The sequence below is a fragment of the Saccharopolyspora antiqui genome (assembly GCF_052246905.1).
In the GTDB taxonomy this organism is placed as follows: Bacteria; Actinomycetota; Actinomycetes; order Mycobacteriales; family Pseudonocardiaceae; genus Saccharopolyspora.
The window spans coordinates 92,896-117,845 of record NZ_JBQQBO010000009.1 but is presented as its reverse complement, the minus strand read 5'-3'; the positions used below and the strand labels follow the sequence as shown (position 1 = coordinate 117,845).

Genomic DNA, 24,950 nt, shown 5'->3' with positions numbered 1-24,950 from the left:
TCACTGGCATCTCACCAGGCGACTGGGAGCCGGAACACGCCGTTGATCGGCGACCAGACCTTGAACGGCACCTGCTCGACCGGTTCTGCCAACCGCAGCGTTGGGATCCGGCGCAGCAGCGTTTCGAAGATGATCTGCAACTCGACCCGCGCCAACGGCTGCCCGATGCACTGGTGGATGCCGTACCCGAACGCGACGTGATCACGGGCCTTGCGGTGGATGTCGAATCGGCCCGCGTCGGGGAAGTGCGCGTCGTCCCGGTTCGCGGAGAAGTTCAGCGGGATGATGCCCTCACCGGCGGGGATGACGGTTCCTCCGATTTCGATGTCCTCGCTGGCGATTCGCACGACGATCAGGTGAACCACCGTCAGGTACCGCAGCAGCTCCTCGATGGCGTTCGGGATGAGCTCGGGATCGCCCCGGAGTTCGGCAAGCTGATCGGGGTGCTGCAGCAGGGTGTATGTTCCGAGAGCTGTCATGCTGGCGGTTGTGTCGTGACCGGCGACGGTCAGCAGGAAGCATGCGTTGGCGACGTCCTTGCCGGCAATGGAGCCTTCGCGGCTCGCCTTGACGAGTTGGCCGAGGATGTCCTCGCCAGGATCCTCGGCGCGCTCCCGCTCGGCGGCCAGTTCGCTGACGTAGTCGAGGAGTTTTCCGAAGGCGGCCGCAGACCGCGCAACCAGCTCGGCGTCGGTGCCGTCCCCGTGGTTGAAGATGTCCTCGGTCGTCTGGTTGAAGAACCGGCGGTCCTGCTCGCGGACGCCCAGCACCCAACTCAAGACGGTCGACGGAACCCGAAGGGCCATGGCTTGTACGAAGTCGACCGGATCGTCCTTGCTGGCGAGCATGGCGTCGATCGTGTCGTCGACTAACATCTGGATGGCCGGTCGCAACGCCTCGACCCGCCTGACCATGAAGTTTTTCGCCAGCAGTTTGCGGAACACGGTGTGCTTCGGCGGATCCATCCGCAGGAACGACCGCAATGAGAGGTCGTCGGGTGCGCTGGGCGACAGCACCGGGAATCCTGGCCTCGTGCTATCGGCGCTGACCCGGGGGTCAGCGAGGATGGCACGCACGTCGTCGTAGCGCGTGACGAGCCACACCGGGCGTCCCGTCCTGGTAATAACTCGGGTAATCGGTCGATTCTCGCGCATCCATCCGTACAGCTCGGGTGGATCGATCGGCGGCCGGGGCCACGGGAAAGGTGCGTCGATCGCAATGCCTTCGGTGTTGGTCATCGCATTCTCCCAGGAATAGAGTTGTCGAATAGTTGTTGGCGGACTTCCCGCATCCGCTTCGGGCTGTTCCAAGCGAGAACCCCGACCGTTCGGTCGGCGTCCGTGTAGCGCACGACGAAGCGGTCGTCGGTGAGGCTGCCGTCGATCACGTCGACACCCGCACCGACGGGGTGAATTCCGTACATCTGGATCTTTACGTCGTACTGGTCGGTCCAGAAGTACGGCACCGGATCGAAGACTTCGACGTTGCCGCGCAAGAGGTTTCGTGCCGCCACCACGCCCTGTTCGGTGGCGTTCATCCGGTGTTCGAGCCGCATGCGGCGTCCGAAGCGCGGGCTCGGCCACGAGGCCACGTCACCTGCGGAGTAAACACCGGGCGCGGCTTGGCAGTACGCGTCGCATTCGATCCCGTTGCCCAGTGGCAGACCTGCCGAACCAAGCCAGCCGATGTCCGGGGTGGCTCCGACCGCGACCAGGACGCACCCGGCATCGATGCGGGAACCATCGTCGAGCACAATGCCCGCCACTCGTCCGCCCGCACCGATGACATCCACGACGGAAACACCGCAACGCAGTTCGACGCCGTGGTCGGTGTGCAGCCGGGCAATTCTCGCGGCGACCGCCGAGCCGAATTGCCGCATCAGGGGCGCGGGCAGCGGGTCCACTACCGTGACCTCCAAACCCATGCCGCGCGCCACCGCAGCGACTTCCGTGCCCAGGAACCCGGCACCCACCACAACGAGCCGTGGTTTGCTGCGCAACGACGCACGCAGCCGAACGGCGTCCTGCTCGCTGCGAAGGACATGGACGCCTTCGAGCTCGTGACCGACAGGTAGCCGACGCGGGGTGACTCCAGTGGCGACGACCAGGCCGTCGAAGGGAAGCTGCCGGTCATCGTCGAGCGACAAGCGTCGACCGCTGAGTTCGACTCCGGCGACTCGGCAACCCGTACTCACGTTGACCCGAGACGTGAGTAGTGGTCCTTCGGGCGCAACAATGTTCGCCCCAAGTCCCATTCGCCGGCGAGAACCTGCTTGGACAACGGCGGGCGATCGTACGGTGGTGCGGGCTCCTCCCCCACGAGTGTCAAGGCACCGTCGAATCCTTCACGGCGAAGGGTCTCCACCGCGGCAAGCCCGGCAGCACCAGCCCCTACGACCACGATGCTTCTCAAGAGGTCGCACCCGCAGGTACCAGAACGGGTTTGATCGTCTCGCCACTTACCGAGTCGCGCTCTGCATCGTTGATCGCGTCGAGGGCGTAGGTGCGGATCAGCCTGTCGAACGGGAAGCGACCGCGCTGCCAGAAGGCGATGAGCTGGGGGATGAAGAACTGCGGAACGGCGTCTCCCTCCATGAGATAGGTCAGTACCCGCCCGCCGTAGAGCGCCCGTGGGGGAAGCGTGAGCTCGCCGCCGACACCGACCAGCCCGCAGACACCACGCTCACGCAAAGAAGCAAGGGCCGTGGCCACCACAGACGACACCCCGGTCGTATCAAAGGCGAAGTCCACGCCACCGGTCCACGCCGTGATCTGCGCTGCGACATCCGGTGCAGCGCCGTCGATCGTGCGCGTGGCACCGAACTCCAGCGCGAGCTCCCGGCGGTTCGCGTGGAGATCGACGGAGATAATCTCACTGGCTCCCGCTACACGAGCCGCCATCACCGCGGCGAGACCGACCGCCCCTGTGCCGAACACGGCGATGCTCGCCCCTGCACGCACCTTCAGCGCGAGCAACACGGAACCCGCTCCGGTCTGAATGCTGCAGCCCAACGGCCCTAACAGTTGCAAGGGCAACGAACGGTCGACGGCGACGACGTTCCGCTCGGTCGCGATCGCATGAGTCGCACAGGATGACTGCCCAAACCAGCGTGCGGCCAACGGCTTACCGGTTCGGTCCGTCATCGGGGTGGACCCGTCGACCCGAAGGGCAGTTATGTTGCGCGACTCGAATTCGACGCAATAGGAGGGCTCACCGCCCATGCAGCGGATGCACCGGCCACACGAGTCGAAGCTCATCACGACGTGGTCTCCTGCGACGACACCCGTAACGCCGGGACCGACCTCCTCCACAACGCCCGAGCCTTCATGCCCCACCACCAACGGATGTGGCCGAGTCAACCCATGGCGTGGCAAGAAATCTGTGTGGCACAAACCGGCTCCAGCGACACGGACGAGCACCTCACCCGGCCCTGGACCTGCCAGGTCCACCTCTTCGACGGTGAACGGTTGGTCCGCTCCTCGAAGCACCGCAGCATGCACGTTCATACTGGCTCCGTCCTCAGTCGACGGCCAAGATCGCGGACGCAGGACACAACCGGACCGACTCCTCCACGACCTCCCGCGCATCCTCACCGGGATTCTCGTTGAGCAGCACGACCATTCCTTCGTCGTCCTGGTCGAACACCATCGGTGCAACCATCACGCACTGTCCAGATGCGACACAACGGTCACGTTCGGTCGATACTCGCATCACTTGCCTCCTCGGTACGTGTCACGCAACGCGCGACGTTGCAACTTGCCGGATTCGGTCCTGGGAAAATCAGACAGAAATTCAATGCGGCGCGGACGTTTGAAACCTGCAAGGGCACGGCTGCAGTACGCGCGCAACTCTTCCGCGAGTTCCTCGCTCGGTGTGACGCCGACCATGGGTTGGACGACCGCCAGAACGCTTTGCCCCCACTCCTCGTCAGGCACGCCTACCACTGCCGCGTCCGCGACCGCAGGATGGGTGATGAGGCGCTGCTCGATCTCCGCCGGATAGATGTTCACACCACCCGATACGATGAGGTCAGTACGACGATCGGCCATGAACAGGTAGCCGTCGTCATCGACGTAGCCGACGTCACCGACCGTGACGAGCTGATCCTCCCGGACGGCAGCGGTCGCATCGGGATTGTTGTGGTACTCGAACTCCGGCGCCGTGAAGTAGATGGTGCCGACCTGCCCGCGCGGCTGCTCGACACCGGATTCGTCGCGGATCCGGACCGTCACACCAGGCAACGGGCGTCCGACAGCGCCAGGCTTCGTCAGCCACTCGTCCGGGCTGATCCGTGTCACCAAACCCTCTGTGGCACCAAGGTATTCCCAGATGATCGGCCCGACCCACTCGAACATCTGCTGTTTGACCGCGACCGGACATGGTGCTCCGGCATGGATCAGGACCCTCATGCTCGACAGGTCGTAGCTGCTGCGGGTGCCCGGCGGGAGGCTCAGCATCCGATGAAAGTGCGTCGGAACCATGTGACTACTGGTTACTCGATGATGATCGATGGCCCGCAATGTCGCCTCAGCATCGAACCGCTCATGGACCACGACCGTGTGCCCGGCGTGCAGGAACCAAACCGCGAAATTGCCGGGCGCAGCGTGATAAAGAGGGGAACACACCAAGTGGACGCCGTCGCCTGGCACCACGCCGTACCCCGCCAGGTTTGCCAACGCCAAAGCCTCGATTGACCGCTCGGGAGCGGCGGCGGACAGCGGCCGCCGAACACCCTTGGGACGCCCCGTCGTGCCTGACGTGTAGCCCATAACGGCGCCTGCCGCGCGCTCCTCCGGCAGCGTATCCGGCGCAGCTGCAACGAGTTCGGAGTAGGAGAGCCAGCCGTCGATTTCGCCGCCCACGACATAGCGATGTACTCCGTCGCCGACCTCTAGCGTTCCTGCTTGTTCGGCGTGCGCGACGACGACCCGAGCCCCGCAGTCCGTGATGATGTACACCATCTCCGGCGGCGCCAATCGGTAGTTGATCGGGACGAGGTACAGCCCCACCTGACCGGTGGCCAGCACAAGCTCGAAGTACTCGACACCGTTGTGCACGACTGCCGCCACGACGTCCCCAGAGGAGAGCCCCAGCGACCGCAACGCGTGCGAGATGCGGTTGACGCGAGCTCCGAGCTCGCCGAACGTCACCTCCACACCGCGTGGCGTGATGATCGCCAGGCGATCAGGCTGAGCCGCGGCTCGCTGGTAGAAGCCGACGTACTGCCGTTCAGCATGCGGATCGATCGTCGAACGGTTCGCGGACATCAAGCCTCTCTCAGCGCAGGTATCCCGGTAGAGGTCCACATCTTTTTCGGACGAAAAGTGTCTGATAAAAAGATAGGCACACTGTTCGCCCAACGTCAACCCGCCCCGGCGGAACGACGACAAGGCCGTCGGCTAGCGAGCCAAATCTCAGGAAGGACAAGGAACCACTCCCGCCCCTCGCTCCGCCCCCGCCTAGCAGAAAGGCGTTTCTGACAGCCACCAGGATGCGACTTGGGCCAAGAACGCCAGGTTCGGAGCCGACCGCATCCGATTCGAAGTTTTCGGCTCGGACCTGTGGACCACCGGAGCGGACCGCCTCCCAGTCCCACAGCCGGTCGTTTGACACGGGAACACCCGTCGCTGAACGCGAAGAGGGCGTCCAGGGACCGGAACGAACTCAGGTCGGCTGCGGAGGTCGCCGATTCTTGCGTTGAACCAGTTTCTTCATGGTCGACGGAGGAACGAGCCCCGAGGCGAAGCTGCGACGGCATGGGCAGGTCGTCGGCCCCTTCTTCGACAACCGCGCCTTCAAATTGGCGAGCAGAGTGCTCGCAAGGATTGATGACAAGGCAGGAAAGGTCTTTGGGTCGCGCGGCCCGCACCCCAGCACGACGCCGAGTCAGGGTCCACTGACTACCAAGGCTAGGAAGACCCAATTGCCGGGCACTGCTGGCCGATCCATGCCTCAGCGGCTGCTGCCACGGCACGGCCAACGGGATCAGCCATCTCGCTGCACTAATCCCGAACGTGATCCACACCCCCGCGCGACTACTCGTGAGGAGGTAGTGATGATGCGTGGAAACTCCTCTCGCATAGTGGCGCTGATCAGCGGCGAAGAGCCAGCCCGCACGGCTGCGCTCCCCGACCCGCAGCAACTTTTAGGCCTTGCACAGGAGCTTCGTCCTCGCGTGTCAGGCCGATACGGACGTGACATCGCGCTAATCCGTCGAGAGTGCTGGGACACCGCCGAGTTCTGCCTCGTCACCTCCTGCTGGGCCATGCCCCTGGTGACGACGCTGCACTCCCAGTACCTTCGTCACGAGCCCGTCGTTCACCTCGACCCACAAAGAGTATTCGTTCTCGAATTTTCCGCCGGTCGCGAGTTCTCCGCTCATCGACCAGCGTACGGTGCCGAGGTTGCCCTGGCTGATCTGGCGGTGCACCACGGTACGCACCGAGTTTCCATCGTACAGCGCCGAGAAGACCTTCTTCAGATTTTCGCGGACCTTTTCGCGACCGTAGCTGAGGCGCTTCACAATCTCATCGGGACCGGGATCCGGATCGGCGATCCACCATGTCACGTCCTCCGCGAGGAACGCGGTGATTTTGTCCGGATCCCCTGCAGCATTGACGAGTTGGGCCGCCAACGCGCCCGGCAGCGGGGCCGTCGTGGGCGTCTCATTCATTTCTGCATCATCCTCTCTACTGCATTTGATTTTTCTTCGGTCCCACCCTTTACGACGAGACAGCAGGAGAAAATGTGACGACCGTTCGGCATGACCACCGTCACAGCACTCGGGTGGGACTTCGCATCGTAAGGAATGTAGTTCGCCGTTATTCACAACAAGCCACAGGTGAGTTTGAGCAAGGCAGCGCCAGCCTCCTCGCGCCCGACGGCAACCAGGCGGGCCGTGGCCCCGTAGATCTTCGACGCCCGCATCTCCATGTCTAGTTGCCGGGCGTGCTCGGGACGTCTGGTTGGATCTCACTCATAGCCTGGGATGGAGAGGGCAACCCAGCTTCACGACATCTGCTGAGCAGCGGGGCGGCTGGCGATGCAGGATCTTCCTTTGATCGTTCGTGGGAAACCTTTGCTGCCTTCAAGCACGATTCGCGCATGCTTCGTTGCCTTCTCTGAGATTTCGAGGACGCGGACATGCCGCAGATCGCGGACGGCCCCCGAGGTACCGTCCGCGATCCGGACCATCCCGCGCGCTAGGGCACCCTCTTTCCAGGGCCGTGCAGGATGTTGTGTTCGGCCCGCCATCAACAACAAGGGCTTATCAGTGCGCCCCGTCAGTGGAGCGGCAGACGCCAGCAGGCGAACCTGAACAGATCGGCCTGCCAGTACGTTCAGCCGAGGGCCGGCGTGAACGAGTAGTGGGCCTGTTGAAGGAGTGCTCAGCGTAGTCGGCTGGAGGAATGATCACCATCGTATTGATGACCTGCTTGATGCTCTTCGCCTCTTGACCGGTGAGTTTGACATCACGAGCCCAGACCTCGGAAAGGACCGCGCCGGCCGGACCTAGATCCAGGCATGTCCCATAGGGGCTGGCACGAAGGGAACCGGGTCGAGCCCCAACAGATCTCCCACTACGTCGTGCCCGGCGTACCGTCCTAACGGCATCCCGTACTGGCAGCTCTGCGTAACGACGTGCCCGTCTTCCACCACGGCCGCAGCCGTGTCACCGGCGGCGTAGACCTCCCGCGCACCGGTCACCCGCAGGTACTCGTCCACCACAAGCCGCCCCAGCCGGTCTTTTTCCCGGGGATTTGCGCGGTCAGCGGGCTCGCCAGCATTCCCGCAGTCCACACGGTCGTGGCCGCAGCGGCGATCTCCGTTCCGTCGGACAGCCGGACACCGCCAGGCTTGACGGCCTCCGAGCTCACGCTCAACCGCGGGTGTCGTCGTACAGAGCCGTGGCCGCGAAAGAGAGATTCGCGCTCTCCACGATCTGACGCATGTCGTCGTTGATGACAGTCACCAGTCACCGGCTTTCGATCTGCTGGGCTTCTCGCCTGCCGATGCTGAGCCGGTCGAGGCTGAACGCGAAGGTGCGCACGGGCGACAAGCCGAGCAGCGCGGCCGCGGCGCAGGCCGCGAACACCGAGGCGTTCAGCGGCGCTTCCCAGCTGACGAAGACGCCCATCGACAAGGCGAACACCAGTAGCAGGCCGGTTGCGGCCCAGGCCGACCACCGCACGGCCACGCCGGCCAGCAGGGTAAGGCCCACGACCAACTCCGCCACCGTCACCGCCCACGCGGTCACGTCGACCAGCCCGTCGGGCAGGTACGGGGCGAGCTTCTGCGTGTAGGCGATGAAGGACTCGAAGTCGCCCCAGGTCACCGAGCCGGTGTGGGCGGGTCCCCAGAGGCCGAGGCGGTCGGCGACCGCCGACAAGAACCCGGACGACAACGTCAGCCGGGCGAACACCGTCGCCGTGGCCCACAACGGCTCCCGGCGGGGAGCGTGTTCCAGCTGGCGATGCGCGTTGCGTAACCAGGACATCAGATCTCCTTGTTAATTCAGAATGCGCGCTCTGCTCACGGCCGGGCGGCGTGGCGGGCGCAGTGCAGCCACGGATTGGCGAGCCGCTGCAGCGCGGGCGTGACGACGTACGTCATTGTGGGCACCACGACCGCGACCATCACCAGGGTCCGGGCCGGCAGGGAGAGCCAGGGCAGCCAGGCCGTGGCAGCCCACGAAGCGAGCGTCACCAACGGGTACAGACCGGCGAAGGACAACGCGGCCAGCTGCCACTTGGCGGGCGTGCCGTCAGGGCGGTGCACGGGCGCTGGGACGCCGACCCTGCTCATGGTGGACGAGTTCATGATTCTCCTTCCGTGCTCGAGATCGACACTAGGGCCGGGACGGTCCACAAGGGAAAGACCAACCACGGCGGATTCAGTAGTGTGTGGTTATGGATCTCGAGGCGCGGCACCTGAGGTACGTGGTGGCGGTGGCCGACACACTCAACTTCTCCCGGGCGGCGGAGCGGCTGCACATGTCGCAGCCTGCGTTGTCCGCACGGGTGAGGGCGATAGAACGACACTTGGGCGCCGCCCTGTTCCAGCGGACGACGCGATCGGTGTCGTGCACGGACGCGGGCGCCCGGTTCGCCGAGCGCGCCCGGGAGATCCTTCGGCTCATGAACGAAGCGGAGCAGGAGTGCCGCCAGTCGGCGCACGGAAGGGTGCTGCGGGTCGGGTTCTACGGGGTCGCCGCCGGCGAGCTGACCACGGCCATCGTCGACCGGTTCCGTAGCCGGAACCCGGGCATCGAGGTCGAGCTGCGCCGGCACGGCTGGGAAGATCCTTCAGCGGGACTGCAGGGCCGAGAGGTGCCGCTTGCCTTCGTGCGGCCGCCCTTTCGCTCACGAGGTTTGCGCCTCTTGACGTTGCTTTCCGAGCCGCGCGTGGCCGGATTGCCGGCGGATCATCCGCTCGCTGACCGGGAGAGTACGGACGTGGCCGAGTTGCTCGACGAGGCAGTCGTCGTCCGGCGCACCCCGGATCCGGTGTGGGCCGAGTTCTGGTACGCGGGCAACCTGCGTGCTGGCCGTCCGGCGCCGCGCCTGATCGAGGTCGGCGACGTCGACGAAGAACTGCAAGCGGTGGCAGCTGGACGAGCGGTCACCTTGACCACCGAGGCGGCCGCCGTCTATTTTCCCCGGCCCGGGGTCGCCTACGTCCCGCTCACCGGGCTGCCGCCCAGCCGGATCGCCTTGGCGTGGCACGCGGACGAAACCGACCCCGCCTGCCACGCGTTCATCGATGCTGCGCGACACGTGGCCGCTCAACACCGAACCGGCACGCTCTGACCGCGACGACGGAAGCCGCCGCGGGCAGGTTCACGACCGGTTGGCCCCGACGGCGACCGCGTGGCCTGTACGGTCGCGTTTGGTGCGTAGGTAGCGGATGTTGTCGGTGCCCAGGTCGGCCAGCGTTTTTTCCTTGAAGCTCAGCACTTCAGGGGTGTCGACCTCGTAGACCACCGTGTCGGCGGAGAGGGAGAGGCGAAACACCCTGGTATCGAGCCCGGCGCCGAGGATGGCGAGCTGCCGGCAGCCCGCGTTCACCCGGCCGGTGACATATTCGTCGTAGAAGCCCGTACGGCCCGAGAAACATGCGTAGAGGCCGTTCCACAGGTGCGAGGAACCGTCCTCCCGTGCGGGGCCGAGTCGAGGCAGTGATCCGGCGGCCACGTCGATACCGAGGGCGCGGGCGACGAACTCTTCCGCCAGTAGATCTACGAACAAGCGATCCGGACGACGGGATTCCTGGGCTCGGGCGTAGGCGGCGAACAGCGCGGTGAGACCGACCCCTTCGGGCAGTCTTGGTCCATCCATTGGTGGCCCTCCTAAGATGCTTTGGCTGCTGCAGAATCGGGAGACTTCCGTGCAGGCCGTCTAATAGGGCTCTCCGAGAGGAGTCGTCGTGCACGCGTGGCCCTCCCACGGGCCGAACGCTATCGCGTTGCGACGAAAGCGAGTGGTCCACTTGATTTTCGGTGGACTGGTCCATTCGCGAGTATTCAGCAGGATGTGCTTGTCCTCACAAAAGAAGCTGTCACGCCGGTCCGGCCTCGCCCCGTCTTCGGGAAGACACCAACCCGGGGATTCAGCGGGCGCGGTGGCTGAGTCGGTATTCAGGAGAAAATCATGCGAACTACGAAAATTCTTCGGGCCGCGGTGGGTGGGGCGGCCGTCGTGGCAGTGGCCCTGGCGGTGCCCGGCGCCGTCCACTACAGGACCGAGACCACGGCGGTGGCGGTGCCGATGCAGTCGGTGATCGGCCGCGACGGCGCGGGAACGTTGTTGTCGGTCAAGGCAATCGAGAACCTCGACCCGGTGCTGGCGTCGGTGTCCGGGCGAGCGGATCGGATCACCTACCGCTCCCGGTCGCTGCCCGGTCGCGACATCGTGGTCAGCGGCGCGTTGTTCACGCCGAAGGGGACGGCGCCGCGGGGAGGGTGGCCGGTCGTGTCGTGGTACCACGGATCGACCGGCATCATCGACCAGTGCGCGCCGTCGACCGTGCTGAACAAGGACGGCAAGGTCGACTTGTACGGCTACGGCGGCTTCGTCGCGCAGCTGCTCAAGGCTGGCTATGCGGTGGCTGCGACCGACTACGAGGGACTGGGCAGCGACGGTGAACACCCATACATCGTGGCCGACAGCGAAGGTCGTGGAGGAATCGACGCCGTTCGAGCTGCGATTCAAGCCGAGCCGAACCTGTCAAAGTCGTATTTCAATGTGGGGCATTCGCAGGGTGGGCAAGGCGCCATCGCCGCGGGCGAAATGGCCCAGACCTACGGCCAGGGCTTGGATTTCCGGGGCACCGTCGGGCTGGCCCCGGTGACGAACGTCGGCCAGGCCTACGGGTACGGCTACCCCGCCAACACGGACCGCGGGTTCTACTTGCTGGCGCTGTACGGATTGAAGACCGTGCACCCTGAGCTTCGGTTCGACCAGTACCTGGGCAGCCAGGCACTGGATCTGCTGCCGAAAGTCACCCAGGAGTGCACCGCGGAGATCTGGACCGACTTCTCCGCCAATTTCGGAGACAAGCTGAACGACTGGCAATTCGCTCCGCAGGATGCCGTCGCGGCGCTGAAGATCCAGGATTGGCTAGACCGCGAGTCCGTGCCGCGAGGCAAGACCCCGGGTGGCATGTTGCTGTTGCAGGGCACCGAGGACCCGTCGATCAAGAAGGCCGTGACCTACCAGGCGGTCCGCAACGCTCGCGCGGCTGGGACCTCCGCTGATTTCAGGCTTTACCCGGGCAAGGATCACTATTCGGTGCTCACTCCCCGAAGTGAAGGCGGCGCCGGCGACGACGTCATCGATTGGCTCAACAAGCACGTGCGCAAGTAACTCATCCGAATCGACCGCCCCCGCCACCCCAAGGAACTTGGGGGCGGGGGCGCTCTCAATCGGACGCGCGTTGATCGGCAGGGGCGAGCTGGGTGAGCTTGTCCGGGTTGGACATCCACTGGATTCCGGTGACTAGGCCACAGGAGATCTCGAACGCGCAGACCTGCCACTGCCGGCCGAGCCGGACCAGCACCGCGGCTTGTCCGTTGATTTCGGCGATCTGGAACTCGACGTCGGGGTACTTGTCGATCGTCCCGGTGAGGAACCGGCTGACTCGCTCCGCGCCGGACACCGGGCGCAACGCGGCGCGCGCCTTGCCGCCACCGTCGCCCCACAGGGTGACGTCTTGCGCGAGCAGCCCTTGCAGTGCGGTCCGATCGCCCGTGCGGGCGGCGTGCAGGAACCGTTCCACCAAGGCACGGTGCACCGACGGATCCGTGGGAAACCGGTCGCGGTCGGTGGCAAGGTGTGCGGCGCCGCGCCGGTACAGCTGCCGGGCGTGGGCTTCACCCAGCCCGAGGATCTCCCCGATCTCCTCGTACGGCAGCTCAAAGGCCTCGCGGAGGACGAACACCGCGCGCTCGGGCGCGGAGAGCCGGTGCATGAGCCGTAGCGTGGCCAGCGACAGGGTGTCCCGCTGCGCGGCGGTGTCGGCCGGCCCCAGTGGCTCAACCTCCTGGGTGCGCACGGGTTCTGGCAGCCACGGGCCGACGTACGTTTCCCGGTTCCGGTGGGCCAGCCGCAGGCGATCGATCGCGAGCCGGGTGACCACGGTGATCAGGAACCGGCGAGGGACCTCGATGGCCGACCAATCGGTATCGGCCCACCGCAGCCAGGCTTCCTGGACCACGTCCTCGGCGTCGGCGAAGCTGCCGAGCATCCGGTAGGCGACCCCCAACATCACCGGCCGGTGCCGTTGGAACACCGCGCTGGCGTCATCGTCGAGGTGATCATGGTCCGGCTTCACAGGGTCAGTGTAGGAGACGGCACTCCGGGCGACCTGTTCTTGGTCGGCCGTCCCGAGTGGGGGATTCACACGTCCAGGCTGGCGGTTTGGCGATAACGCCCTTATGCGCGAGCACCCGGGATACCTTGATCAGCCCACTGCACCGCGCACCCTTCGGATACCGCTCGTCCAGCGCTGCCGCGAGTCGCTCGCCCGGGGAGTCGATCGACCTCCACCTCGCGGGATCGCGCCGGGGTATTGCCCCCAGTACCGGGTGGAGCAGGCGGCAAACAGGTCGTCGGCGGCGGGGAAGTGCCGGTACACGGTGTGCCGCTGGACCCCGGCCAGCGTGGCGATCCCGGCGATGGTCGTGTGCGCGGAGCCCATAGTTCCATGCAGCTCGATCGGACCCCACCGACACGGAACGGCTACTGAGTCGCGTTCGTAGGCCAGCCGAGCCCGGGACCGCGGGGTTGCCGGTGTGGTCGACGACGTTGGTACTGCGGGTGGCACGCCTGCTGTTTGCGCTTGTGCGAGACCCGCTCTGCTCTGGCGACGTCAGATATCGCAACTGTCCCAATACCTCTCACGCACGGATGCCGTCGGTTGAACTGCCCCGTTTCGATAGAGACTGTGGTGTGCCGTAGTGGGCGGGCACGTCATAACGAGACCTTGTGCGAAGAAGTCACAACATGCCTCCTGCCTCGTCTATCTGTCAGGCACGGCATCAACAGGTTCAGGAGTGCGCGGCATGTCTGAAGTATTGGTTATTGGCGGCGGGTTCGCTGGTGTGTGGGCGGCCCGCGGTCCGTCGCCGTAAGGACGAGGGTGTTCCCGAGACAGATCTTCGGGCCACACCGCCAGCGTTACGGGGATCGATACCGGCAAGCGGGAGGTCGTGGCCGTCCGCCGGGACGGCGGGACGGAGTTGCTGCGTTATGACCGCTTGGTGCTCGCGAGCGGCAGTGAGGCATGAGCTCACTCCTCACAGGATCCACACAATTCTCTGATGGTAGATATCCAGGATAATCGATGTCAAAGATTCGACACGCTCGACGATGGAAAAACCTTTACACGCCAACTGGTCCAAGAAACACAGCAGCAATTGGACCGACAGCCCCGTCCGCGGCCGGAGTAGCCTCTACCTAGTGCGGGAGAAGAACCCGACGACCGAGGTCCTCGACCAGGAGACGCCGGACGGTCTCGGATTCGCCCGGTAGATCGAGGGCCGCGTGACAGGCGTCGTGACGGCGGACGTCACCGGGGACCGGGCGACGGACTCCGGATGGTCCTCGACCCTGAGAAGCTGACGTTCTGGAACTGAGCCTCGCGAAATCGGGAGCTGTGTCGTCCTCCCGGCAAGGCCCCTGAAGGAGAAGGATTCCATGACCCAGCAAGCAGGTATCGCCCAGACCGAGGCGGAGTATCGGCGCATCGGCATCAGCCCGGACTCCATCGCACAGTGGGAGGACGGCGCCCGTACCGACGGGCGCCGCGGCACCTACGAGTGGTGGTACTTCGACGCCCACCTCGACAACGGGGCCACGCTCGTCGTCGTCTTCATGTCGAAGGACCTGTCTACACCGGGCAAGCCGCTCAGCCCGGTGATCCGGCTGAACCTCGACCTGCCGGACGGCCGGAAGTTCCAGATCATCCAGGACTTCCCGGCGGCTTCGTACTCGGCCCGGACCGACCGGGCCGATGTCCGGATCGGCGACAACGTCTTCGCCGGTGACCTCTCGCACTACGAGATCCGGGCCGAGGTCGGCGGCGTGAAGGTCGACGTCACCCTCACCGCTGAGATCCGTCCGTGGCGCCCGCACACCGGGTACCTGCTCTTCGGGGAGAAGCAGGACCTCGAGTTCTCCTGGCTGCCATCCGTCCCGCAGGGCACGGTCCGCGGATCCTACGAAATCGACGACGTGCGCACCGACGTGAGTGGGATCGGTTACCACGACCACAACTGGGGCAACGTCGGGATGATGTCGATCATCCACGACTGGTACTGGGCCCGCGGTCAGGCCGGTCCGTACTCAGTGATCGCGTCGTACGTCACCTCGCACGAGAAGTACGGCTACACGCCGATCCCGATCTTCATGCTTGCCCGGGAGGGCGAGATCGTCGCTGACGACGCGGCGCGGGTGCGCTTCGAGACCGTCGACACCTACGTCGACAAGAAGACCGGCAAGCCGGTGGCCCGCACCACCCGGTACACCTACGACGACGGCGACGACGAGTACGTCGTCACGTTCACGAAGAGCCGGGACCTGGTAGCCAACACGTTTGTCGAGCAGATGAAGGGCTGGCGCAAACTAGCCGCGCGTGCGACCCGCTTCGACGGTGCCTACCTCCGCTTCACCGGCGATCTCACGATCGAGCGGCGCAAGGGTGGCGAGACCGTCGAGACGTTCTCCGAGCAGGCGATCTGGGAGCTGATGTACTTCGGGCACGCCCGCTGACGCGACACGGGGCGGCTCCTCTCATGACCGAGCACAAATCGAGATCAGCTCTCGACCGGACCGACTGCTGCCGGTCCGGTATGTACGCCGCGATCGGCACCAGCGGCCTTCCAGCTCGACAGGTCCGGCGTCGCGGTGGTGACCACCGAAGCCGCAGGCACCGATCGCACCCTGCTGCATCACGCTGAAGCGAGAACGGTGCGGAGATCGACGTCTTCTGACGATTCTGGCACTCACGATCGCCGGCCGCGCCGCCCTCCGAACCGTCGGCCACTGCTACATCACCCCGCCCCGATGAGTACTGACGTGTCTGTAGCCGAGTCCATCAGAGGCCACGGTGCGCCACCGTACGACCTGAACACCCAGGCCTCGACCTGGCGTCACTTCTGGCACCTGGTGGCCACGGTGCACGAGCTTCGCCAGGCGAGCCCAGTGGCCACGGTCCGATGCAGTGCACGCTGCTTTGGTGGAACGGACGCATGTGCGGCATGCCGTCGCGGTCGTCGAGCACAAGGCTCGGCGCGTCGATGTCGAGGGCGAAGAAGTCGCGGATTGAGGCCCAGAACACGGCGAGATCGGTGACTGACCATCGCCACAGCTCCCAGTAGCCAGCGAACCGGCGACCGTGCTCGCGTTGCAGGTAGTCGAGATAAGTGGTGAGCCGGGACTGGGCGGTGCACTCGAGTGGGGACGCCCAACGGACGCCCCCGCAGTCGGCCGCCGAGTCAGTCGGCGGGATCCCGTACGTCCAGCCAGAGGACGTCACCGAGGCGATGCTCTTCCTCGCCTCCGACGCGGCCCGATACATCACCGGCGTGACGCTGCCGGTCGACGCGGGCCATGCCGCCGGCTGAGGCTCCGCAGATCCGGAGCAGATCCGGAGCAGATCCGGAGCGACATCTCTTGCTCGACCCGCAACACTGAGGTAAAACTGTAAGCAGTTTTGAGGTATCGTTCGAGGAGTTGGAGCGACGATCCCACCTCAACGGATAGATTGGGCATTATCTGTCGACACCTGCCGGTGGTAAAGGAGTCCGCAATGACGCAGGCCGCCACCCCGATTGGCCTTTCACAGCTCCCCGTCCGGCTGCACCACAACGCCTGGGTGACCACCGACCAGGAAGTGACCCGGCAGTTCTACGAGACCGTCGTGGGGATGCCCCTGGTCGCCACGTGGGCTGAGGCCACCGAGATCGACGGCGAGAAGGTGGAGTACTGCCACACCTTCTACGCGATGAAGGACGGCAGCGCGCTGGCGTTTTTCCAGTTCGCCGAGCAGGCCCACCACGACAAGCTCGTCCCGCCGCCGACCCCCTCGATGTTCCGCCACGTCGCATTGGCCGTCGACGCAGCCAAGAAGGACGCCATCAAGGCCAGAGTCGCAGAGACGGGCATCCCCGCGGAGCGCACCTGGGAGATCGACCACGGCTACTGCGAGTCGCTCTATGTCATCGACCCCAACGGGCTCCTCCTGGAGTTCACGGTCGACACGGTCGACGTCGAAGCCGTCAACGAGAAGCGCCGCGCCGGAGCCCACGAGGACCTCCGCCGGTGGCTCGCGGGCGATCACACCCCGAACAACGACGTCCGGCACTGAACGGCGGCAAGAGGTGAGTGATGATCGACATCGACATCGACATCGACATCGACATCGACATCGACATCGACCGGATCGTCAGAGGTTCGCCGCCACCTTCGGAAGCGGTGACGCCGCAGAGCTCGACCGACTCTACGCACCCGATGCCACGGTATGGCACAACGACGGCGCCGGGCCGCAGCCGCGCGACCAGAACATCGCGTCACTGACCTTCCTGGCCCAGAGCATCCGCGACCTCCGCTACGACATCCAGCGGCGGTGACGCCCCCGTCGTGCGCGTACCAGCAGCACGTGGTCCGGGGCGTCCTCTCCTCGGGGGAGGAGATCGCCGTCGACGCCTGCCTGTACTTCGAGATCGAGAACGGCCGGATCACGAAGGTGGAGGAGTACTTCGACCCGGGCGCTGTCACGGCGATCGTCACCGCCTTGCAGAGCGGCTGACCCGGGCGGGCGAGTAGCCGAACGCCGACGGAAGCTGCTCGCAGCCCCACTACACGAGCGCGATGCTGGAGGAATTCTCAATGCGTGATGACGTCTTCGTCATCGGGGTGTCCATGACCGAGTTCGGGGTGTTCCCGGACCGCTCGGTCCCCGCCATGACCACGCAGGTCGTGCGCGAGGCGCTGGCCGACGCGGGGCTCGACGCCTCCCGGGTCGGCGCCGCGTACTTCGGGAACACCGGGCAGGGCCTGCTTGAGGGACAGACCATGATCGCAGGCCAGCTCGCGCTGCGCGAGGCCGGCCTGTCCGGCATACCGGTCGTGAACGTGGAGAACGCCTGCGCCACCGGCTCGACCGCGTTCTCCCTCGCGGTCACCGCGGTGCTCGCCGGCACCGCAGAGATCGCTCTCGCGGTCGGCGTGGAACGGATGAACATCGGCGACCGCGCGCGGACGATGTCGTTGTTCGACGGGGCGAGCGACGTCCACCGCCCGGATCTGCTGCAACAGGAGTTGATCGACCTCGGCGGGGACGTGGACCTCGACCGCGTTGGGACACGCAGCCCGTTCATGGACGTCTACGCGGCGTTCGCGCGGGCGCACATGAAGGCCTACGGCACCACCCAGGAGCAGTTGGCGGCGGTCGCGGCGAAGAACCACCGACACGCCGTGCACAACGAGCGGGCACATTTCCGCAAGGATATGACCGTCGAGGAGATCCTCACCGCGCGTCCCTTGGCTCCTCCGCTGACCGTGCCGATGTGCGCGCCCCTCACCGACGGGGCCGCGGCCACCCTGGTCTGCACCCCCGGTGTGGCCCGGCGGCTCGACCGCAAGGGTGTCAGGGTGCGTAGCAGCGTGATCGGGACGGGGGTGCGACGGGACCTGCACGACTACTCCCGTCACGTCACCCGACGCACCGCCACCCGCGCCTTCGATCAGGCCGGTGTCTGTCCGGAGGAGGTCTCCGTCGCCGAGGTGCACGACGCGACGGCCTTCGGTGAAGTTCTGGTCTCGGAGATGCTCGGACTGGTCGGCGAAGGCCAGGGTGGGCCGGCCGCCGTCCGTGGCGAGACGACCCTCAGCGGGCGGATCCCGATCAATCCCTCCGGCGGGCTGGAGTCCAAGGGACACCCGCTGGGCGCGACCGGGCTGGGCCAGATCTACGAGATCGTCACCCAGCTGCGCGGCGAGGCGGGCGTCAGGCAGGTGCCTGGGGCCAGGATCGGGGTGGTGGAGAACGGGGGCGGATACCAGCACGGCGAGGAGGCCGTCGCCGTCGTCGCGGTCCTCGAGGGCTGACATGCACATCGTCGACTTCTTCGACCGCGGACGTCAGATCGCGCCCGACGGCCCGGCCTTCGTCATGGACGACCGCAGCTGGACCTACAGCGACGCGGGCGACCTGTCCTGCCGCATCGGACACGCCCTGCTCGCCAACGGCATCGCCACGGGCGGCAAGGTCGCGGTCCTCTCGCCGAACGATCCCGTAGCCATGATCTGCGTTGTAGGGCTCTGGCGCGCCGGCTGCGTCTGGGTTCCCCTTAACCCGGGCAACCCGGCAGCCGACAACGTCAACCTCATCCGTCGGTTCGACTGCGAGTTCGTGTTCGTCCACAGCTCACAGCAGGCCGTGATCGATGCGCTCGTCCACGACACCGGGCAGACCCCACAGCTGGTGTGCATCGACCGGGACCTCGAGGACTGGGCAGCCGCCTCGCCGTCGACGCCACCCGAGGCCCCGTACGCCCCGGACGACATCGTGGCGATCATGCCCACCGGAGGCACGACCGGGCCCTCGAAGGGCGCCATGATCACTCACCGCAGCATGTCGGTGGCCCTGGCGCACATGATGATCGTCTTCACCTACCCGTCGGACCACCGGATCGTGAACCTGGCCGCGGCGCCGCTGACCCACACTGCGGGCTTCCTCGCGATACCCACACTGGCCCGGGGCGGCACCGTCGTCCTCCTCCCCAGGCCCGCGCCCGAGGCGGTGGTCGACGCGATCGAGCGCCACGGCGTCACCGAGCTGTTCCTCCCGCCCACGGTGGTCTACCGCCTCCTCGGGCTTCCCGACCTCGCGGCGCGTGACCTGTCGTCGTTGCGCTACCTGCTCTACGGAGCGGCGCCGATGTCAACGGCAAAGCTGCGGCGGGCCATCGAAGTACTGGGCCCCGTGCTGATGGGGGGCTACGGGCAGGTGGAGGCCTTCGCGTCGATCTCCTACCTCCGGCCGGAGGAGCACCTCGTGGACGGCCGTATCGCCTCGGACGAGCGGCTCGGTTCCGTGGGGCGACCGTCGCCGCTGATCCGGGTGCGGGTCGTCGACGACGCCGACCGGGAGCTCACGCCCGGGCAGACCGGCGAGATTTGCGTGCGCGGCGATCTCGTGATGGCCGGCTACTACCGCGACGCCGAGGCCACCGCAGCCGCCGTCGTGGACGGCTGGCTGCACACCGGCGACGTCGGCCACCTCGACCACGAAGGCTATCTCCACATCACCGACCGCAAGAAGGACTTGATCATCTCCGGCGGATTCAACGTCTATCCCGCCGAGGTCGAGCAGGTCCTCCTCGCGCACCCGGCGGTGCAGGACTGCGCGGTGGTCGGGGCACCCCACCCGGACTGGGGCGAAGCCGTCACCGCGGTCGTCGAGCTCATACCGGGTTCCACGGTCGACGCGGACGAGCTGATCGCAGCTTGCCGAGCCGCGCTCGGGCCGGTCCGCACACCCAAGCAGGTCGACTTCGTCGACACCCTGCCCCGGAGCCCGGCGGGCAAGGTGCTGCGCCGCGAGGCCAGGGCCCCCTACTGGGCCATCGCCGGGCAGACGATCTGAGACTGTCAAGAGGAGCACGTCACATGCGAGTGGGAAATCTGTCAGGCCGGTTGAGCGTCTTCACCGACACCGGCACCGGCTCAGATCTTCGCGATCGGGCTGAACTACCACTCCCATGCCGCCGAGAGTGGAGTCACCGATCCGGGCACGATCCCCCTGGTCTTCACCAAGTTCCAGACCAGCCTGACAGGCCCGGTCAGCACGGTGACGTTGCCCTCCGACGACGTCGACTGGGAGACCGAGCTGGTGGTCGTCATCGGACGCCGGGCCCACCAGATCACCGCGGCCGAGGCCTGGGACCACGCCGGGCTCGCCGTCGGCCAAGACCTCTCCGCACGGACCCTGCAACAGGCAGGCTCCGCTCCCCAGTTCGGGCTCGCCAAGTCCTATCCGGGCTTCTCCCCGGTCGGGCCATGGGTGGTCACGCCCGACGAACTCGACGACCCCGACACCCTGCAGTGCACACTCGGCGGGCAGGTGGTGCAGCGCGAGACCACCGGCGACATGATCTTCTCGATCCCCCAGGTGGTGGAGTTCCTCTCCTCGGTCACTCCCCTACTGCCCGGAGACATCATCTTCACCGGCACACCGGCCGGCGTCGGTCTGTTCCGCGAGCCGCCGCGGTTCCTGCGCGCGGGCGACGAGCTTGTCACCCGCGTGGACGGCATCGGCGAGCTGCGCCAGACCTTCATCGACGGGGGGCACGGTCGTGACCCGCCGGGTGACCCTCACCCTGGACAACGGACCGGATCCGGAGCTCACGCCACGCGTTCTCGACATCCTCGCCGAGCGATCTATCAGGGCGGTCTTCTTCCTTGTGGGCCGACAGATCGAGGCCGCGGGCGGGCAGAAGACCGCCCGCATGATCGTGGAGCATGGCCACCGGGTGGGTAACCACACCATGACCCACGGCGACCCGCTCGGTCTGCGGCCCGACGCCGATGCGGTTCAGGAGATCGCCCTTGCCGACGCCGCGCTGGCGGGGCTGGCCGCGGACCCGCCACTGTTCCGTCCCAACGGCGGAGGTGAGCTGGGGCCGCATGTGCTGTCCGCGGCTGCCGCGGAGTACCTGCGATCGACAGGCCACACAGTAGTCACCTGGACCGCAGTGCCCCGAGACTGGGAGGAACCCGCGGGATCATGGGTGCCCCGTGCGCTCGACGCCGTCGAGACCACCGAACACAGCGTCTTGGTGCTCCACGACATCATTCCGCAGACCGTCGAACGCCTTGCGGGGTTCCTCGACGAGTTGACCGCTCGCGGCGTGGACTTCGTCGAGGACTTCCCGGTGGTCTGTGTTCCGATCCGGGCTGGCGAGGTGCTGCCGCACGCCGACCGCCTTATCCGCTCGGAGTGACACCCTGTTTGCCCCCAGAGCGTGTCCTGCTTACACTTCGGCAAGTGGAGGGCACGATCGCGGACATCCCGACCGTCGACGGCGAGACGCCCGGCAGCGTCATGTGGCTCTACCGTCGCGTCCGCGACGACATCCTCAACGGCTCGCTTCCCGCAGGCCAACGCATCTCGCAGGTCCGCCTTGCGGACTCGCTTGGGGTGAGCAGGCCAACCCTGCGCGAGGCGCTGCGCATGTTGCAGAACGAGGGCCTCCTGCAGGCAGAGCACAACCGCCAGATGCGGGTAGCCCCTCTCGACCTCGAAGACTTCGAGCAGCTGTGTCTGCTGCGCCTGGCCGTCGAACCGATGGGTGTCCGCATCACCGTGCCGCGTTTGACCGACGCCGAGATCGCTGAGGTCACCGCCCACGAGGCGACCACGACGAGGCTGCATTCCGAACACGACTTCGCCGGGGCCGAGGACGCCCACGAACGCTTCCACGGCCTGCTCTTCAGCCATGCGGGGGCTCGACTCAATCGGATGGCCGCCGAGCTGCGCCAGGCCGCCGAGCGCTACCGACAGCTGCTGTCTCGACTCGGCAACGAGGGCGCGATCGCCCAGATCGCGTCCGCCGACCACGACGCCATCGTCGCCGCAGCCGCCGATCGTGACGGAGAGCTCTGCGCCGACCTCGTCGCCCAGCACATCACCCGGGTGGGGATCGTGAGCATCTCGCTCATCGAGCCCACGTTCCACCCCCAATTACTCCACGCCGCATCCAAGAAGAGCCACGGCGCCTCACGATCCCGTCGCTGAAACTCGAGACGCGCAAGAGAACACCATCACGACTCGCACTGCGGGCAGCTGGTCGATGCCACACCACTGCCCTGCGGCACATCCCGGGAGACGGTGAAACGCTCCGAGTTGAAGATCCAATCGGAATCAACCATCTAGGGAATCGCGCATATCGTCGAGGACCGACCCGGCGGCCATCACCGGTGAGCGTGGACGACGCCGCGAGAACCACCACCGTGGCCACTGCCCACCAGGACACGGTCGGGCAGGCGCGGACGAAATCTGGACCGTCTCTTCGACTCTTCCGGGCACCACCAAGTTGGCTGTAGCACGAGCTGCCGGCCCCGGACCAAGCCCGGGAGCCGGCAGCCAGCTATTCGGTTCGAACGTCACGCGTCCGGCCCGTCCGCCAGCGCGGACGGGTGCGGGGCCAGCGGGGTGACGACGACGCGCATGTATTTGAACAGCGGCAGGTCCCATAGCAGTTCGTGCAGCTCGGCGTTTCCCGAGACGTCGAACACGCTGAGGTTCGAGTACTCGCCCACCACCCGCCACAGGTGGGTCCACTTCCCAGCGCGCTGGAGTTCTTGGCTGTATGCCTTTTCCGTGGCCAGGAGCTCCTCCCGGGCCCCTGGATCCAGGTCTGGCGGCAGGTCGACGGTCATCCGCACGGCGAACAGCATCGCGCCCCTCAGGCCGGGTCGAGCACGAAGTCGTAGCGGACCTGCTCGCCGCTGCCGTCTTCGGCCGGCTTCGGAGCCAGTATCAGCGCGTCCTTGACGGCTGAGGCGATGTCGTCTTCGACGTGCTCGCCGCCGGTGAAGTACAGCTGGGTCGTGATCAGCTGGTGACCCGGTGCCGAGACCTTGATGTGGAGGTGCGCCGGACGCCACGCGTGCCAGCCGGCGGCGGTGATCAGGGCGCCGGTCGCCCCGTCCGTCGGGATCTGGTACGGCGCGGGGTGGATGGTGTGGATGGTGTAGTTGCCTTCCGGGTCGGTCGTGAACCGGCCCCGGAGGTTCCATTCGGGGATGCCGGGAGCGAACTGCGAGTACAGCCCGGAATCGTCGGCCTGCCAGAAGTCCACTTCGACGCCCGGCAGTGGCTCGCCGGTGACGGAGCGAACCTGCCCGAAGAACCGCAGCGGCCGCCCCGCCTCGCCGTCCCGCATCGGGAGAGTGCCCTCCGAACCGAACTCAGGCGCACCTTCTACGTAGTACGGGCCTTCGATGCTGCCCGCAGTGCCCCGGCGGTTCGCGTTGGCCACCTGCTCCACCTCGTGTTCGATGAACACGTCGAGGAACAGCGGCCACTCGCCGTCGGCTCCGACCTGGATCAGCCAGGCCTTGAAGACGTTGTACTCGTCGTAGGTCAGCTCGTGCTTGCGGACGACCTCGCGCAGTGCGGCCAGCGCGTCCGAAGCGATGGCGTTCACGCGCGCCGCATCCGCGGTGGCACCGGACTTGACGCGCTCCTGGAACGTCTTGGTCGCCGACGCGCCCGAATCCGCGGCAGTGGGCGAAGCAACCTCTGTCATGACAGTTCCTTTCTTCGTGGTGGCAGGGATCAGTCCTGGCGGTAGCGGGCGAGCTTGTCCTCGTCGAGCTGTATGCCGAGGCCCTGGCCTTCCGGCACCCTGAGCTCGCCGTGCTCGATCCGCAGCGGTTCGGCGAGCAGGTCGTCAGTCATGTCAAGGAAGTTCGACAGCTCCCCCGCCCGCCGGGAAGTGAGCTCGAACGCCGCGCCGAACGCCGCTGCGCACAGCGAACCGATCTGGCCGTCAATCTGGTTGCCGATCACCACTTCGACGCCGAGCCCGGAACATTGACTGAGCACTCGCTGCGAGTACGTGAATCCAGTGCGGGCCGTCTTGATGCTGATGCCGTGTGCGGCACCCGCGAGGAGTTCGCGGGTGACCTCGCCCGGCCGGGTAGCGCTCTCGTCTGCGTAGAGGGGGATCCGGCTCTGCGCGGCGAGCCACCTTCGGCCCAGCACGTCGTCCGCGGGACAGAGTTCCTCGGCAAAGAGCAGCCCGACGTCCTCAAGCGCCCGGAGCGCGGTGGCCGACTCCGAAGCCGTCCACCCGCGGTTGCCGTCGATGTAGAGCTCCACATCGTCGCCGAGCGCCGCCCGCAGAGCCCGACAGGCGTCGAGGTCGAGCCGGATCGGCCGGCGCCCGACCTTCACCTTGAACGTGGTGATGCCGTAGGTGTCGCGAATCCGCTCGGCTTCGTCGACCATCTCCCCCGGCTGGGCGAACCCGACCATGTGGCTCACCCGCATGCGATCGGAATACCCGCCGAGCAGCTCGGTGACCGACACCCCGAGGCTCTGCCCGACGAGATCCCACAGGGCCATGTCGACCGCGCTCTTCGCGGCCGGATTTCCCACCGTGCGGTCGAGCGTGGCGTGGACCGCCTCTCTCGCCAGCGGGGACATCCCGACCAGCTGCGGCGCGAAAATCGACTCGACAACCGCCATGATCGAGCGCTGGGTCTCTCCGTAGGTGAATGGCCGGGGTGGCGCCTCCGCCATGCCGACCAGCCCGTTGTCGGTGTGCACCCGCACGAGGACGTGTTCGGCTACGTCGACCTCACCGCTCGCGAACCGCAGGGGTTTGCGATAGGGAATGGCGAACGGGATGGCTTCGACTCTGGTGACTTTCACTGCGT

Annotated in this window: 27 protein-coding genes and 1 pseudogene; 12 read left to right on the top strand and 16 right to left on the bottom strand. The window is 66.3% G+C overall.

Features of this window, described 5'->3' with window-relative positions; genetic code table 11:
- Nucleotides 1–11: 11 nt before the first annotated feature.
- From ACTWQN_RS16805 to ACTWQN_RS16760, 10 genes are all read right to left on the bottom strand, one after another.
- Complete coding sequence (locus ACTWQN_RS16805) at nt 12–1,238, bottom strand: cytochrome P450 (protein WP_443204418.1); 1,227 nt, start codon at nt 1,236–1,238, stop codon at nt 12–14.
- Nucleotides 1,235–2,146, bottom strand: a complete 912-nt coding sequence (locus ACTWQN_RS16800; protein ID WP_443204417.1) for an NAD(P)/FAD-dependent oxidoreductase — start codon at nt 2,144–2,146, stop codon at nt 1,235–1,237. The genes ACTWQN_RS16805 and ACTWQN_RS16800 overlap by 4 nt, the downstream gene beginning before the upstream one ends.
- A gap of 44 nt (nt 2,147–2,190) precedes the next feature.
- Entirely contained in the window at nt 2,191–2,364 is a 174-nt protein-coding gene (locus tag ACTWQN_RS16795) for a hypothetical protein (RefSeq protein ID WP_443204554.1), read from the bottom strand.
- Nucleotides 2,365–2,408: 44 nt separating this feature from the next.
- A complete protein-coding gene (locus tag ACTWQN_RS16790; RefSeq protein WP_443204416.1) occupies nt 2,409–3,506 on the bottom strand; it encodes an NAD(P)-dependent alcohol dehydrogenase in 1,098 nt (365 codons plus the stop codon).
- 13 nt (nt 3,507–3,519) lie between these two features.
- Complete coding sequence (locus ACTWQN_RS16785) at nt 3,520–3,711, bottom strand: ferredoxin (protein ID WP_443204415.1); 192 nt, start codon at nt 3,709–3,711, stop codon at nt 3,520–3,522.
- A complete protein-coding gene (locus ACTWQN_RS16780) occupies nt 3,711–5,267 on the bottom strand; it encodes an AMP-binding protein (protein ID WP_443204414.1) in 1,557 nt (518 codons plus the stop codon). Before ACTWQN_RS16780 ends, ACTWQN_RS16785 begins: the two co-directional genes overlap by 1 nt.
- Nucleotides 5,268–6,205: 938 nt before the next feature.
- Nucleotides 6,206–6,673 carry a nuclear transport factor 2 family protein gene (locus ACTWQN_RS16775; protein WP_443204413.1) on the bottom strand — a complete coding sequence of 156 codons (468 nt, stop codon included), beginning with the start codon at nt 6,671–6,673 and terminating at the stop codon, nt 6,206–6,208.
- Nucleotides 6,674–7,512: 839 nt separating this feature from the next.
- Complete coding sequence (locus ACTWQN_RS16770) at nt 7,513–7,725, bottom strand: hypothetical protein (RefSeq protein ID WP_443204412.1); 213 nt, start codon at nt 7,723–7,725, stop codon at nt 7,513–7,515.
- 250 nt (nt 7,726–7,975) lie between these two features.
- Complete coding sequence (locus ACTWQN_RS16765) at nt 7,976–8,497, bottom strand: MauE/DoxX family redox-associated membrane protein (protein ID WP_443204411.1); 522 nt, start codon at nt 8,495–8,497, stop codon at nt 7,976–7,978.
- A 35-nt stretch (nt 8,498–8,532) separates the two neighbouring features.
- Nucleotides 8,533–8,820 carry a putative antibiotic biosynthesis monooxygenase gene (locus tag ACTWQN_RS16760; RefSeq protein ID WP_443204410.1) on the bottom strand — a complete coding sequence of 96 codons (288 nt, stop codon included), beginning with the start codon at nt 8,818–8,820 and terminating at the stop codon, nt 8,533–8,535.
- An 89-nt stretch (nt 8,821–8,909) separates the two neighbouring features.
- Between ACTWQN_RS16760 and ACTWQN_RS16755 the strand changes: the two genes are divergently transcribed.
- Complete coding sequence (locus ACTWQN_RS16755) at nt 8,910–9,809, top strand: LysR family transcriptional regulator (protein ID WP_443204409.1); 900 nt, start codon at nt 8,910–8,912, stop codon at nt 9,807–9,809.
- A gap of 30 nt (nt 9,810–9,839) precedes the next feature.
- Here the strand turns inward: ACTWQN_RS16755 and ACTWQN_RS16750 are convergent, their stop codons facing one another.
- Nucleotides 9,840–10,337, bottom strand: coding sequence for an SAM-dependent methyltransferase (locus ACTWQN_RS16750; protein WP_443204408.1), 498 nt, complete (start codon nt 10,335–10,337; stop codon nt 9,840–9,842).
- Nucleotides 10,338–10,649: 312 nt separating this feature from the next.
- Here ACTWQN_RS16750 and ACTWQN_RS16745 point away from each other — a divergent pair, with 312 nt between their 5' ends.
- Nucleotides 10,650–11,864, top strand: a complete 1,215-nt coding sequence (locus ACTWQN_RS16745) for an alpha/beta hydrolase family protein (protein WP_443204407.1) — start codon at nt 10,650–10,652, stop codon at nt 11,862–11,864.
- Nucleotides 11,865–11,919: 55 nt separating this feature from the next.
- Here ACTWQN_RS16745 and sigJ read toward each other — a convergent pair whose 3' ends face one another.
- Complete coding sequence (gene sigJ / locus ACTWQN_RS16740) at nt 11,920–12,831, bottom strand: RNA polymerase sigma factor SigJ (RefSeq protein WP_443204406.1); 912 nt, start codon at nt 12,829–12,831, stop codon at nt 11,920–11,922.
- Nucleotides 12,832–12,960: 129 nt separating this feature from the next.
- Complete coding sequence (locus tag ACTWQN_RS16735) at nt 12,961–13,323, bottom strand: TetR/AcrR family transcriptional regulator (RefSeq protein ID WP_443204405.1); 363 nt, start codon at nt 13,321–13,323, stop codon at nt 12,961–12,963.
- Between the two features lie 872 nt (nt 13,324–14,195).
- Here ACTWQN_RS16735 and ACTWQN_RS16730 point away from each other — a divergent pair.
- The 10 genes and pseudogenes from ACTWQN_RS16730 to ACTWQN_RS16685 all read left to right on the top strand — a co-directional run bounded on the left by ACTWQN_RS16730 (nt 14,196) and on the right by ACTWQN_RS16685 (nt 22,299).
- Nucleotides 14,196–15,269: a lipocalin-like domain-containing protein gene (locus ACTWQN_RS16730; protein ID WP_443204404.1), complete on the top strand. Its 1,074-nt coding sequence runs from the start codon at nt 14,196–14,198 to the stop codon at nt 15,267–15,269.
- Between the two features lie 674 nt (nt 15,270–15,943).
- Complete coding sequence (locus tag ACTWQN_RS16725; RefSeq protein WP_443204403.1) at nt 15,944–16,123, top strand: SDR family oxidoreductase; 180 nt, start codon at nt 15,944–15,946, stop codon at nt 16,121–16,123.
- Nucleotides 16,124–16,308: 185 nt separating this feature from the next.
- Nucleotides 16,309–16,866, top strand: a complete 558-nt coding sequence (locus ACTWQN_RS16720; RefSeq protein ID WP_443204402.1) for a VOC family protein — start codon at nt 16,309–16,311, stop codon at nt 16,864–16,866.
- Between the two features lie 20 nt (nt 16,867–16,886).
- Nucleotides 16,887–17,075, top strand: a complete 189-nt coding sequence (locus ACTWQN_RS16715) for a hypothetical protein (RefSeq protein ID WP_443204401.1) — start codon at nt 16,887–16,889, stop codon at nt 17,073–17,075.
- 49 nt (nt 17,076–17,124) lie between these two features.
- On the top strand, nt 17,125–17,307 hold the full coding sequence (locus tag ACTWQN_RS16710) for a nuclear transport factor 2 family protein (RefSeq protein WP_443204400.1): 183 nt from the start codon (nt 17,125–17,127) through the stop codon (nt 17,305–17,307).
- 80 nt (nt 17,308–17,387) lie between these two features.
- Nucleotides 17,388–18,608 carry a thiolase family protein gene (locus ACTWQN_RS16705; RefSeq protein WP_443204399.1) on the top strand — a complete coding sequence of 407 codons (1,221 nt, stop codon included), beginning with the start codon at nt 17,388–17,390 and terminating at the stop codon, nt 18,606–18,608.
- A gap of 1 nt (nt 18,609) precedes the next feature.
- On the top strand, nt 18,610–20,148 hold the full coding sequence (locus ACTWQN_RS16700; RefSeq protein WP_443204398.1) for an AMP-binding protein: 1,539 nt from the start codon (nt 18,610–18,612) through the stop codon (nt 20,146–20,148).
- 84 nt (nt 20,149–20,232) lie between these two features.
- Nucleotides 20,233–20,826, top strand: a pseudogene (locus tag ACTWQN_RS16695) (fumarylacetoacetate hydrolase family protein); the annotation flags it as partial.
- Between the two features lie 31 nt (nt 20,827–20,857).
- Nucleotides 20,858–21,505 (top strand): polysaccharide deacetylase family protein, encoded by a 648-nt coding sequence (locus ACTWQN_RS16690; protein WP_443204397.1) that lies wholly within the window; start codon nt 20,858–20,860, stop codon nt 21,503–21,505.
- A gap of 44 nt (nt 21,506–21,549) precedes the next feature.
- The gene (locus tag ACTWQN_RS16685) at nt 21,550–22,299 is read left to right on the top strand and encodes a GntR family transcriptional regulator (protein ID WP_443204396.1); all 750 of its coding nucleotides are present in this window, start codon (nt 21,550–21,552) and stop codon (nt 22,297–22,299) included.
- A gap of 368 nt (nt 22,300–22,667) precedes the next feature.
- On the opposite strand, the gene catC is transcribed toward ACTWQN_RS16685, so the two are convergent.
- The 3 genes from catC to ACTWQN_RS16670 are packed head-to-tail and all read right to left on the bottom strand — an operon-like array spanning nt 22,668 to nt 24,945.
- Entirely contained in the window at nt 22,668–22,961 is a 294-nt protein-coding gene (gene catC / locus ACTWQN_RS16680) for a muconolactone Delta-isomerase (protein WP_443204395.1), read from the bottom strand.
- Nucleotides 22,962–22,969: 8 nt separating this feature from the next.
- Nucleotides 22,970–23,815 carry a catechol 1,2-dioxygenase gene (gene catA / locus ACTWQN_RS16675; RefSeq protein WP_443204394.1) on the bottom strand — a complete coding sequence of 282 codons (846 nt, stop codon included), beginning with the start codon at nt 23,813–23,815 and terminating at the stop codon, nt 22,970–22,972.
- 29 nt (nt 23,816–23,844) lie between these two features.
- Nucleotides 23,845–24,945 (bottom strand): mandelate racemase/muconate lactonizing enzyme family protein, encoded by a 1,101-nt coding sequence (locus ACTWQN_RS16670; protein ID WP_443204393.1) that lies wholly within the window; start codon nt 24,943–24,945, stop codon nt 23,845–23,847.
- Between the last annotated feature and the right edge of the window lie 5 nt (nt 24,946–24,950).

Coding starts and splice junctions, on each gene's coding strand:
- ACTWQN_RS16805 (WP_443204418.1), bottom strand. CDS start 1,238: ATGACCAACACCGAAGGCATTGCGATCGACGCACCTTTCCCGTGGCCC.
- ACTWQN_RS16790 (WP_443204416.1), bottom strand. CDS start 3,506: ATGAACGTGCATGCTGCGGTGCTTCGAGGAGCGGACCAACCGTTCACC.
- ACTWQN_RS16785 (WP_443204415.1), bottom strand. CDS start 3,711: ATGCGAGTATCGACCGAACGTGACCGTTGTGTCGCATCTGGACAGTGC.
- ACTWQN_RS16780 (WP_443204414.1), bottom strand. CDS start 5,267: ATGTCCGCGAACCGTTCGACGATCGATCCGCATGCTGAACGGCAGTAC.
- ACTWQN_RS16775 (WP_443204413.1), bottom strand. CDS start 6,673: ATGAATGAGACGCCCACGACGGCCCCGCTGCCGGGCGCGTTGGCGGCC.
- ACTWQN_RS16765 (WP_443204411.1), bottom strand. CDS start 8,497: ATGTCCTGGTTACGCAACGCGCATCGCCAGCTGGAACACGCTCCCCGC.
- ACTWQN_RS16760 (WP_443204410.1), bottom strand. CDS start 8,820: ATGAACTCGTCCACCATGAGCAGGGTCGGCGTCCCAGCGCCCGTGCAC.
- ACTWQN_RS16755 (WP_443204409.1), top strand. CDS start 8,910: ATGGATCTCGAGGCGCGGCACCTGAGGTACGTGGTGGCGGTGGCCGAC.
- ACTWQN_RS16750 (WP_443204408.1), bottom strand. CDS start 10,337: ATGGATGGACCAAGACTGCCCGAAGGGGTCGGTCTCACCGCGCTGTTC.
- ACTWQN_RS16745 (WP_443204407.1), top strand. CDS start 10,650: ATGCGAACTACGAAAATTCTTCGGGCCGCGGTGGGTGGGGCGGCCGTC.
- ACTWQN_RS16730 (WP_443204404.1), top strand. CDS start 14,196: ATGACCCAGCAAGCAGGTATCGCCCAGACCGAGGCGGAGTATCGGCGC.
- ACTWQN_RS16720 (WP_443204402.1), top strand. CDS start 16,309: ATGACGCAGGCCGCCACCCCGATTGGCCTTTCACAGCTCCCCGTCCGG.
- ACTWQN_RS16715 (WP_443204401.1), top strand. CDS start 16,887: ATGATCGACATCGACATCGACATCGACATCGACATCGACATCGACATC.
- ACTWQN_RS16705 (WP_443204399.1), top strand. CDS start 17,388: ATGCGTGATGACGTCTTCGTCATCGGGGTGTCCATGACCGAGTTCGGG.
- ACTWQN_RS16700 (WP_443204398.1), top strand. CDS start 18,610: ATGCACATCGTCGACTTCTTCGACCGCGGACGTCAGATCGCGCCCGAC.
- catC (WP_443204395.1), bottom strand. CDS start 22,961: ATGCTGTTCGCCGTGCGGATGACCGTCGACCTGCCGCCAGACCTGGAT.
- catA (WP_443204394.1), bottom strand. CDS start 23,815: ATGACAGAGGTTGCTTCGCCCACTGCCGCGGATTCGGGCGCGTCGGCG.